The organism is Mesorhizobium sp. M0018 (assembly GCF_040323955.1).
Taxonomy (GTDB): Bacteria; Pseudomonadota; Alphaproteobacteria; order Rhizobiales; family Rhizobiaceae; genus Mesorhizobium.
In genome coordinates this window covers 1-10,203 of sequence record NZ_JAMYVL010000054.1, presented here as the reverse complement: position 1 = coordinate 10,203, position 10,203 = coordinate 1, and the positions used below count along the sequence as shown (strand labels likewise).

At 63.4% G+C, this 10,203-nt stretch carries 11 protein-coding genes; 7 read left to right on the top strand and 4 right to left on the bottom strand.

Annotated features, from left to right (window positions below; translation table 11 throughout):
* The first annotated feature begins 133 nt into the window (after nt 1-133).
* Nucleotides 134-511: a DoxX family protein gene (locus NKJ81_RS31915; RefSeq protein WP_352542904.1), complete on the top strand. Its 378-nt coding sequence runs from the start codon at nt 134-136 to the stop codon at nt 509-511.
* Between the two features lie 30 nt (nt 512-541).
* On the opposite strand, the gene NKJ81_RS31910 is transcribed toward NKJ81_RS31915, so the two are convergent.
* A complete protein-coding gene (locus NKJ81_RS31910) occupies nt 542-1,264 on the bottom strand; it encodes an SDR family oxidoreductase (protein ID WP_352542903.1) in 723 nt (240 codons plus the stop codon).
* Nucleotides 1,261-2,112 carry an SDR family NAD(P)-dependent oxidoreductase gene (locus NKJ81_RS31905; protein ID WP_352453403.1) on the bottom strand — a complete coding sequence of 284 codons (852 nt, stop codon included), beginning with the start codon at nt 2,110-2,112 and terminating at the stop codon, nt 1,261-1,263. Before NKJ81_RS31905 ends, NKJ81_RS31910 begins: the two co-directional genes overlap by 4 nt.
* Nucleotides 2,113-2,217: 105 nt before the next feature.
* Here NKJ81_RS31905 and NKJ81_RS31900 point away from each other — a divergent pair, with 105 nt between their 5' ends.
* Complete coding sequence (locus tag NKJ81_RS31900) at nt 2,218-3,090, top strand: helix-turn-helix transcriptional regulator (protein ID WP_352453402.1); 873 nt, start codon at nt 2,218-2,220, stop codon at nt 3,088-3,090.
* 101 nt (nt 3,091-3,191) lie between these two features.
* Here NKJ81_RS31900 and NKJ81_RS31895 read toward each other — a convergent pair whose 3' ends face one another.
* Nucleotides 3,192-3,785: a TetR family transcriptional regulator C-terminal domain-containing protein gene (locus tag NKJ81_RS31895; RefSeq protein ID WP_352453406.1), complete on the bottom strand. Its 594-nt coding sequence runs from the start codon at nt 3,783-3,785 to the stop codon at nt 3,192-3,194.
* A 289-nt stretch (nt 3,786-4,074) separates the two neighbouring features.
* Between NKJ81_RS31895 and aptA the strand changes: the two genes are divergently transcribed.
* Genes aptA through NKJ81_RS31875 form a run of 4 tightly spaced genes read left to right on the top strand, consistent with a single transcriptional unit; the run spans nt 4,075 to nt 8,591 of the window.
* Nucleotides 4,075-5,403, top strand: coding sequence for an omega-aminotransferase AptA (gene aptA / locus NKJ81_RS31890; protein ID WP_352471500.1), 1,329 nt, complete (start codon nt 4,075-4,077; stop codon nt 5,401-5,403).
* A gap of 56 nt (nt 5,404-5,459) precedes the next feature.
* Nucleotides 5,460-6,710 carry a Zn-dependent hydrolase gene (locus NKJ81_RS31885; protein WP_352471503.1) on the top strand — a complete coding sequence of 417 codons (1,251 nt, stop codon included), beginning with the start codon at nt 5,460-5,462 and terminating at the stop codon, nt 6,708-6,710.
* 58 nt (nt 6,711-6,768) lie between these two features.
* The gene (hydA, locus tag NKJ81_RS31880; protein WP_352542902.1) at nt 6,769-8,220 is read left to right on the top strand and encodes a dihydropyrimidinase; all 1,452 of its coding nucleotides are present in this window, start codon (nt 6,769-6,771) and stop codon (nt 8,218-8,220) included.
* Between the two features lie 29 nt (nt 8,221-8,249).
* On the top strand, nt 8,250-8,591 hold the full coding sequence (locus NKJ81_RS31875; RefSeq protein ID WP_352471506.1) for a hypothetical protein: 342 nt from the start codon (nt 8,250-8,252) through the stop codon (nt 8,589-8,591).
* Between the two features lie 35 nt (nt 8,592-8,626).
* On the opposite strand, the gene NKJ81_RS31870 is transcribed toward NKJ81_RS31875, so the two are convergent.
* Entirely contained in the window at nt 8,627-9,031 is a 405-nt protein-coding gene (locus NKJ81_RS31870; protein WP_023675871.1) for a cupin domain-containing protein, read from the bottom strand.
* A gap of 176 nt (nt 9,032-9,207) precedes the next feature.
* Between NKJ81_RS31870 and NKJ81_RS31865 the strand changes: the two genes are divergently transcribed.
* The gene (locus tag NKJ81_RS31865) at nt 9,208-9,999 is read left to right on the top strand and encodes an ABC transporter ATP-binding protein (RefSeq protein WP_352471507.1); all 792 of its coding nucleotides are present in this window, start codon (nt 9,208-9,210) and stop codon (nt 9,997-9,999) included.
* The last annotated feature ends 204 nt before the right edge of the window (nt 10,000-10,203 follow it).

The following is a 10,203-nucleotide window of genomic DNA, read 5'->3' as shown; positions in this document are numbered from 1 at the left end:
AAAAACCGCGGACCCGGTGTGGGCGTCCGTTTACATCAAACCCAGCCTCCCCCACCTGTTTGGCCCCCGTCCCCTGGCCCCCGGCGCGGGGGGCCCCGCCGCGCGCCTCTTTTCTGCCCGAGGACCCGACAGCATGTTTTCAAACTTTGATAGTGAGATCCTATTCGCCGCCCGCCTGCTGCTTGGCGGCGGCTTTGTCTTTGCCGGCCTGCGCAACATTCAGAACGCGGCGTTGGTGAGCCAATTGATGACGACGCGCGGCGTGCCGCAGGCACGGCTGGTTCTTTGGCTGGGGATCGTCCTGCAAATCATTGCCGGAGCGCTGGTGATCGCGGGCATCTGGACCGCTGCGGCGGCGGCATGCCTGATCCTGTTCCTGATCGTCGCCACGCCGATGTTCCATAACTTCTGGGATCATCAGGGGCCTGAGCGCGCGTCCCGCATCAACGGCTTTGTCGGCAACGTCGCGCTGGCCGGAGGATTTCTGGCGCTGATCGCGCAGTCGCTTTGACAACGACTGATGCCTCTTGGAGGCAGCCGCTCACGCCGCATACCGCAAGCCGCCGTCGCAGGTCAGGATCTGGCCTGTGACGAAGCTGTTCGAAACCAGGAACGCGATCGCCTCAGCGACGTCCTCGGCGCGGCCAATGCGGCCGACCGGTGTCTTGCCGGCATAATCGGCAAACACCGCATGGCGCTGTTCATCGGGCAGGAAATCCCACCACGGCGTGTCGATGACGCCCGGCGCCACGACATTGACGCGTAGCGGCTTCAGCTCCATTGCCAGGATCGGCACCACGGTCAGCAGCATGCCGTTGACGGCGGCGATGCCGGCGACACCCGGCGCCGACAATTGCGCCGACACCGCCGAGATGAAAGTCACCGAGCCGCTCTTGTTCAGCGTCGGCAAGGCGGCCTGCAGGCAGGAGAGCTGTGGCCGGACCTTCTCGTCGACGCCACCGCCGATGTCAGTCAGGTCAAGCGTTTCGAACGGACCGAGCCCCTTGCCGCCGCTGGCGGCCAGCACCAGGTGATCGAAAGGGCCGAGATCGTTGAAGAACCGGCGAACCTCGTCCGGCTTCGCGGCATCGAAGGCAGCCTTTTCGACTGCGCCGCCAAGGCTTTGCCATGCGTTGTCGAGCCTTTCCCGGTTGCGCCCGGTGATAGTCACCTTCATGCCCGGGCCAAGCAGCTTTTTCGCGGTGGCGAGGCCGATGCCGGAGGAGCCGCCGACGATCACGGCGTGCTGCGTTTTCTCGGTCATGAATTTTCTTTCTTCGATGTTGCGGAAGCGGGTGCGAGCGCGACAAGGCCGAGACTCAATTCACGCAACTGCTGCCTCGCCTTCGCGTCATAGGCTTGTGCATCGGCACGGGATTCCCTTTGGCCGTCGAAATAGAGGCCGCTTCGCCCTTCGAGTGCCGGCGATGTGGCGAGGTTGATGATGGCTTCGGCGCCGGTTTCGACCGAGCTCCACGGCGTGATGCCCGCCTGCCGCACCATCGTGGTGTTCATGTAGCTTGCCGGATGCAGGCTGTTGACGGTCACATTGGTGCCGTGCAGCTGCTCCGCCAGGTCGATGGTGAACATGATCTGCGCCAGCTTGCTCTGGCAGTAGGCACGAACGCCGTCGTAGGAGCGGGTCAGCATGACATCCCTGAAGTCGATCGCCCGTTGCCCGGCCGAGGCGACATTGATGATGCGCGCCGGCGCGCTGGCCTTGAGCAGTGGCAGCAGCTCCGTGGTGAGCAGGAAACCGGCGAGGTAGTTGACGGCAAAGCGCAGCTCGTAGCCGTCGGCGCTGACCTGCCGTTTCGCGTTGGGGCCGGCGGTGCCAACGCCGGCATTGTTGATGAGGATATCGAGCCGCTTGGTCCTGGCGCGGACGGCTTCGGCGAGGCGGCGGACCTCGGCCAGGGAGGAGAGATCGGCGACAAGAAGCTCGGCCTTGCCGCCGGCGGCTTCGATCTCGGTCACGATCGCCTTGCCCCTTGTCGCGTCGCGGCCATGCACCAGGATGCGGGCGCCGCCGGCGCCGAGCCGTTGCGCGACAACGCGGCCGACGCCGTCGGTTGAGCCGGTAATCAGGATCGTCTTGTCTTTCAGTTCCATGTTCAGAGCCTCCATGTCATCGCTCTGAGCAGAAAGATGGGACACCAGACGCATGCCAAACAGTTCAAACTTTATCCTGGTATCGGTACTGCTATAATAGCGCCGATGGATTCCACCACGCATTCTGCCGAAGGCAGCCGTCGCCGCGAGCTTGGCGCCTTTCTGCGCTCGCGGCGCGAAAGGCTGACGCCTTCGGCCACCGGCATTTCGACCGGCCTGCGCCGGCGCACGCCCGGGCTGCGGCGCGAGGAGGTGGCGATGATCGCCGGCGTCGGCACGACCTGGTACACCTGGCTGGAGCAGGGCCGCGACGTTCGGCCGTCGGTGGAAGTGCTGACGGCGCTCAGCCGGGCGCTGCGCCTGGACACGGCCGAGCAACGGCATCTGTTCATTCTTGCCGGCCGCCCGCAGCCGGAGCGTCGCGTCGACGCGCCGGAAAAAGTCGATAGCCCGTTGCTGCACATGCTGCAGAGCCTGGTCCTGCAGCCGGCCTATGTCCTTGGGCGGCGCTGGGACGTGCTGGCCTGGAATTCTGCTGCGGCAGCCGTGTTCGGCGACTATGGCCTGCTGGAGGGCGATGCCCGCAACATCGTCCATATGGTTTTCACCAGCGCGCAGCATCGGCGCCTGCTCGTTGATTGGGAGGAACTGGCACGTGCCGTGCTGGCGTCATTCCGGGCAGAAAGCGCCAGATATGTCGGCGATCCGGATTTCGAGCGGCTGATCGCGCTGATGACGCGCTCGAGCCAGGAGTTTCGCGCCTGGTGGCCGCTACGCGACGTGGCCCGTAACCTGTCGGGTGTAAAGCATGTCAGGCATCCGACAGCGGGTGCCATGGCGTTCGAGCATATGAGCCTGTCGATCGACGACGGCTCGGACATGAAGCTGATCGTCTACACGCCGCTCGCCGAGCAGAACTCGATCGCCAAGCTGCAGAAGCTGCTCGATGCGCTGCCGGCCGAGCGGCGCAGCGCGTGAGCCCAACTTCGTCATCCTGGGGTCTGCGCTGCGTCGCTCCGCTCCTTGCTGCGCCCCAGGATGACGAAGCAATGGGGGAGGTTTGCGACAGCCGAGCTGCCTCAGCCCTTCGGCTTCAGCCCGTCGATGAACAGTTGCTCGAGAAACCTTGCGGCATCCTCGAAGCGGCCGTCGCCGCCGCGGTCAGGGCCGAGCACGGCGCGGACCTGCACGTCGAAATCGGCATAATGCTGCGTCGTCGCCCAGATCGAGAAGATCAGGTGCCAGGGGTCGGTGCGGGCAATCTTGCCGGCGCGCATCCAGCCCTTGATGACATTGGCCTTCTCGTCGACCAGCGTCTTCAACTCGCCTTCCAGCATCGGCATGATACGCGGCGCGCCCTGCAGGATCTCGTTGGCGAACAGCCGGCTCTCGCGCGGGAAATCGCGCGCCATTTCGAGCTTGCGCCTGATATAGCTGCGCAGTTCGGTCAAGGGGTCGCCGATATCGTCGAGTTCGCGCAGCGGCGCCAGCCAGGTGTCGAGAAGCCGCTGCATCAGCGTCTTGTGGATGTCCTCCTTGCGGCGGAAATAATAGAGCAGGTTCGGCTTCGACATGCCGGCGGCTTCAGCGATCTGGTCGATTGTCGAGCCGCGAAAACCGTTGGTCGAGAAGACTTCGAGCGCCGCCTCGAGGATGAGCTCGCGCTTTTCCATCTGGATGCGGGTGCGGCGAGGAGCAGAGCTTTCGACCGCACCCGTCACCTCGAAAAACCTTCGCTGCGAGGAGTGTCTGGACCAATTCTCTGGACCAGTTTTTCTCCGCCCTGTGGAGCGCACTTCGAAAGCCGCATTTCCGCTAGTAATCCCTTGACCGCTGATAAGGCGGTGCTAACGTTTGTCCAACCGGTCAAAAATTTGCGTAGCACGAAAACGTCGCGAAGACCAAGTTGGAAAGACCAGGCGTTAGCCGCACCGAAACAAGTTACAAGGGGAAGTCTCGGTCATGTCCAACCGGCTGAAAGTCACGCCGAACGATCTCAGTGCATTCTGGATGCCGTTCACGGCAAACCGGCAGTTCAAGCAGGCGCCGCGCATGATGGTGTCGGCCAAGGACATGCACTACACGACCAGCGACGGGCGCAAGGTGCTCGACGGCACCGCCGGCCTGTGGTGCGTCAATGCCGGCCACTGCCGCCCGAAGATCACCGAGGCGATCCAGAGCCAGGCGGCCGAGCTCGACTATGCGCCGGCGTTCCAGATGGGCCATCCGATCGTGTTCGAGCTGGCGAACCGGCTGGTCGACATCGCGCCGAAGGGCATGGACCATGTGTTCTTCACGAATTCCGGCTCGGAATCGGTCGAGACCGCGCTGAAGATGGCGATCGCCTATCACCGCGCCAAAGGCGAGGGCTCGCGCACCCGTCTGATCGGCCGCGAACGCGGCTATCACGGCGTCAATTTCGGCGGCATCTCCGTCGGCGGCATTGTCACCAACCGCAAGATGTTCGGCACGCTGCTCGGCGGCGTCGATCACATGCCCCACACGCATCTGCCGGAAAAGAACTCTTTCACCAAGGGCGTGCCGGAGCATGGCGCGGAACTGGCGAACGAGCTGGAGCGCATCGTCGCCTTGCACGACGCCTCGACCATCGCCGCCGTCATCGTCGAGCCGGTTGCCGGTTCCACCGGCGTCATCCTGCCGCCGAAGGGCTATTTGCAGAAGCTTCGCGAGATCTGCACCAAGCACGGCATCTTGCTGATCTTCGACGAAGTCATCACCGGTTTCGGCCGTCTCGGTACGCCGTTTGCCGCCGACTATTTCGGCGTCACGCCGGATATCATGACCACGGCGAAGGGCGTCTCCAACGGCGTCATCCCGATGGGCGCGGTGTTCGTGAAGAAGGAAATCCACGACGCCTTCATGACCGGCCCCGAGCACATGATCGAGTTCTTCCACGGCTACACCTATTCGGGCAATCCGATCGCCTGCGCGGCAGCGCTGGGCACGCTTGACACCTACAAGGAAGAAGGGCTGCTGACGCGCGGCGAGGAACTGGCGCCGTACTGGGAGGACGCGCTGCACTCGCTGAAGGGCGAGCCGAACGTCATCGATATCAGAAACATCGGCCTGATCGGCGCGATCGAGCTGGCGCCGATCGCCGGCCAGCCAACGAAGCGGGCCTTCTCGGCTTTCGTCAAGGCGTTCGAGCGCGGTGCATTGATCCGCACCACCGGCGACATCATCGCGCTGTCGCCGCCGCTGATCATCACCAAAGGCCAGATCAACGAATTGATCGACCATGTGCGCGAAGTGCTGAGGGCCGTGGATTGAACCAGGTGCAGCTTTCCCTCCCCCTCGACGCCGCGCAACCAATGAGGTTTTAGAATATGGCCGCCCCCGGCGAGAATCTGCGGATCAATTCAGACCGTTTGTGGGATTCGATAATGGAGATGGCGAAGATCGGCCCCGGCATTGCCGGCGGCAATAATCGCCAGACTGTTACTGACGAGGACGGCGAAGGGCGGCATCTGTTCAAGCGCTGGTGCGATGAGGCGGGGCTCGAAATGGGCGTCGACGAGATGGGTACGATGTTTGCCCGTCGCGAAGGCACCGACCCCAGCCTGCCGCCGGTCTATGTCGGCAGCCATCTCGACACCCAGCCGACCGGCGGCAAGTATGACGGCGTGCTCGGCGTGCTCGGCGGCCTGGAGGTCGTGCGCTCGCTCAACGATCTCGGCATCAAGACCAAGCATCCGATCGTCGTCACCAACTGGACCAACGAGGAAGGCGCCCGCTTTGCGCCGGCGATGATGGCGTCCGGGGTATTCGCCGGCGTGCTCGACCAGGCCGACGTCTATTCACATGTCGACAAGGACGGCAAGAAATTCGGCGAGGAGCTCGAACGGATCGGCTGGAAGGGCACCGAGAAAGTCGGTGAGCGCAAGATCCACGCCTTCTTCGAATTGCATATCGAGCAGGGCCCGATCCTCGAGGACGAGGGCATCGACATCGGTGTCGTCACCCACGGCCAGGGACTGAAATGGCTGCAGGTGACGCTGACCGGCAAGGAGGCGCATACCGGCTCGACGCCGATGCCGAAGCGGCGCAATGCCGGGCTCGGCATGGCGCGGGTGATCGAATTGGTGCACGAGATCGCCATGGACTACCAACCCGACGCCGTCGGCGCGGTCGGCCATATGGAGGTCTATCCGAACTCGCGTAACATCATTGCCGGGCGCACCGTCTTCACTATCGACATCCGCTCGCCGGAAAAGGAGGTGCTGGACGCCATGGACGGCCGCATCCGCGACGGCATCGACACAATTTGCGACGCGCTCGACATCAAATATCAAATCGATCAGGTCGGCCATTTCGATCCGGTCACTTTCGACGCGGGCTGCGTCAAGGCTGTGCGGGATGCGGCGGAGCGCCTGGGATATACGCATCGCAACATCGTCTCGGGCGCCGGCCATGACGCCTGCTGGATCAACCGCGTCGCACCCACCGCAATGGTGATGTGCCCCTGTGTCGACGGGCTCAGCCACAACGAGGCCGAGGAAATCACCAAGGAATGGGCAGCGGCCGGCGCCGACGTGCTGTTCCATGCGGTGGTGGACACGGCGGGGATTGTGGGGTGATGGGATAGCCTCGCAACGCCGCTCACAAGAAGCGCGAAGAGAATAAGGGAACAAGAAAATGTCCAAAGTCATCAAGAATGGCACCATCGTCACCGCCGACCGGACGTGGAAGGCCGATGTGCTGTTCAAGCACGGCAAGATCATCGGCATCGGCTCGGATTTGCATGGCGACCATGAGTTCGACGCCAGCGGCTGCTATGTGATGCCGGGCGGCATCGACCCGCATACCCATCTCGAAATGCCGTTCATGGGCACCTATTCGGCCGACGACTTCGAATCCGGTACCCGCGCGGCCCTTGCCGGCGGCACGACCATGGTCGTCGATTTCTGCCTGCCGGCGCCGCAGCAATCACTGCTCGAGGCCCTGCAGATGTGGGACAACAAGACCTCGAAGGCGTCCTGCGACTATTCCTTCCACATGGCGATCACCTGGTGGGGCAAGCAGGTGTTCGACGAGATGGCCACCGTCGTCGACAGGGGCATTACCTCGTTCAAGCATTTCATGGCCTACAAGGGCGCGCTGATGGTCGATGACGACGAGCTCTATTCGTCGTTCCAGCGCTGTGCCGATCTTGGCGCGCTGCCGCTGGTCCATGCCGAGAATGGCGACGTGGTCGCGGCGCTGTCGCAGAAGCTGCTGGCGGCGGGCAACAGCGGCCCGGAGGGGCACGCCTATTCGCGCCCGCCTGAAGTCGAAGGCGAGGCGACCAACCGCGCCATCATGATCGCCGACATGGCCGGCGTGCCGCTCTACGTCGTGCATGTCTCCTGCGAGCAGGCGCACGAAGCCATCCGCCGGGCGCGCCAGAAAGGCATGCGGGTATTCGGCGAGCCGCTGATCCAGCACCTGACGCTGGACGAGAGCGAATATTTCAACAAGGACTGGGACCATGCGGCGCGCCGGGTGATGAGCCCGCCCTTCCGCAACAAACTGCACCAAGATTCGCTGTGGGCCGGCCTGCAGGCCGGGTCGCTGCAAGTGGTGGCGACCGACCATTGTGCCTTCACCACCAAACAGAAGCGCAACGGCGTCGGCGACTTCACCAAGATCCCGAACGGCACGGGCGGGCTCGAGGATCGTTTGCCGGTGCTGTGGACGACCGGCGTCAACACCGGCCGGCTGACGATGAACGAGTTCGTCGCGGTGACCTCGACCAACATCGCCAAGATCCTCAACATGTATCCGAAGAAGGGCGCCATCGTCGAAGGCGCGGACGCCGACATCATCGTCTGGGACCCGAAGCGCAAGAAGAAGATCACGGCCAAGAAGCAGCAGTCGGTGATCGACTACAATGTCTTCGAAGGTTTTGAGGTAACCGGCCTGCCGCGCTTCGTCTTCTCGCGCGGCGAACTGTCGATCGAGGAAAACGAGGTCAAGGCGGAGCCCGGCCATGGCGAGTTCGTCGCTCGCGAGCCGAACGCGGCGGTCAACCGGGCGCTGTCGACGTGGAAGGAAATTTCCGCGCCGCGCAAGGTGGAACGGACGGGCATTCCGGCGACGGGCGTTTGAGCTTGGCGAGCCACGGAGCGATTATCTCAATGGCCGCAGTGATCCTTGGCGCCGGGCCGGCGGCGGCTGACGTCCTTGCCGGCTCCTTTGGCAATGAGGTCGGTTGCGCTGGTGTACGGCTCGGTTATCAGGACAGCGACGATTATGTCGTGCTGACCGCCGACGGCGTCGAAACCTATGGCAGCGGCTGCCAGTTCGCACAGCGACTGACGACGGCGCCTGGCACCCTGTTGTTGAGCTCCACCTGTTTCGCCGAGGGCGAGAAGGGCACGACCACGGATGTCGTCAAGGTCATCAACAGAGGAGGGGACGGTTTCTTCGTGACCATTCCCGGCCTTGAGGAGATCGGGCCGCTGAAATCATGTTCGTGACGGTGCCGATGACGACCGCCGCCTCGATGCCGGCGTCAGGCGACCAACCCATCCAGTTCCGGCAGCAGGACGACGCTTTCCTGTTCGTTGGGATCGGTTCGGGCAATGACCGCCGAGGCGGGGCCGTCGCTCAGATTGGCCGGCAGATGCGGCACGCCGGGGGGAATATAGAAAAGATCGCCGGCCTTGACCACGATATGCTGTTCGAGCCGGTCGCCATACCAGGTATGGACTTCGCCGGAGAGCACATAGATCGCGGTTTCATGGTTTTCGTGCATATGCGCCTTGGCGCGGGCACCCGGCGGCATGGTCAGCAGATGCATGCAGATGCCGGACGAGCCGACTGTTTCGGCGGCGATACCGGCGAAATAACTCAGGCCCTGCTTGCCTTCATAAGAGCTTTCAGGGCGGATAAGATGGCAAGTCGGTTTGGGCGACATCGGGGCAACTCCGGGCGTCTATCTGATGGGACAAGGGCGCGTAGAACTGGGGCGCATAGAACTGGGGCGAGTAAAACTGCGGCGAGTAGGACTGGGCGAGTGGAAAGCAACATCTGGGTAAAATCAATGGGATTCCGGCCGGCGCCGCAGTGGCCGGAAGCGACAGGCTACGGCCGATGACGGGAGTATCCCCAGCCGTTGTTTCGGCAAGCAAGCTTGGCCTGACCTTCCAGACCAATGATGGTCCGGTACAGGCGCTGTCGAATGTCGACCTGACGATCGGCAAGGGGGAATTCGTGTCCTTCATCGGGCCCTCCGGCTGCGGCAAGACGACCTTGCTGCGCGTCATCGCCGATCTGGAGAAGCCGACATCGGGAGCCATCTCCGTCAACGGCATGACGCCCGAGCAGGCGCGCCAGAGCCGCGCCTATGGCTATGTCTTCCAGGCGGCCGCACTTTATCCGTGGCGCACCATCCAGCGCAATGTGGCACTGCCGCTGGAGATCATGGGCCTGTCCAGGGCGGAGCAGGCGGCGCGCATCAAGCGAACCCTCGACCTTGTCAATCTCAGCGGCTTCGAGAAGAAATACCCCTGGCAGCTTTCGGGCGGCATGCAGCAGCGCGCCTCGATCGCGCGGGCGCTCGCCTTCGACGCCGACCTTTTGTTGATGGACGAGCCGTTCGGCGCGCTGGACGAGATCGTGCGCGATCACCTCAACGAACAGCTGCTGGAGCTTTGGGAGCGCACCAACAAGACTATCTGCTTCGTCACCCATTCGATCCCCGAGGCGGTCTATCTGTCGACGCGCATCATCGTCATGTCGCCGCGCCCGGGGCGTGTCAGCGACGTCATAGAATCGACGCTGCCGAAAAAGCGACCGCTCGATATCCGCGAGACGCCGGAGTTCCTGGCCATCGCGGCACGCGTGCGCGACGGGCTGAGGGCAGGGCACAGCTATGATGATTGAGCGGGATGAACTCCCTCCTCTCCCCGTTGGGGCTAGCGGGGCCCCCCATGCCTTCGTCATCCTAGGGCGGAGCAGCCGCGAAGCGGCCTGCGCAGACCCTAGGATCCATATGTGGACGGCGCCCTGCCTGCAACGGTTGTTTTGCGTCGTTTTCGATCGCTTGCGTCCATATGTCCGGCCTTTGAGCACGGTCCTTGCGGCCGC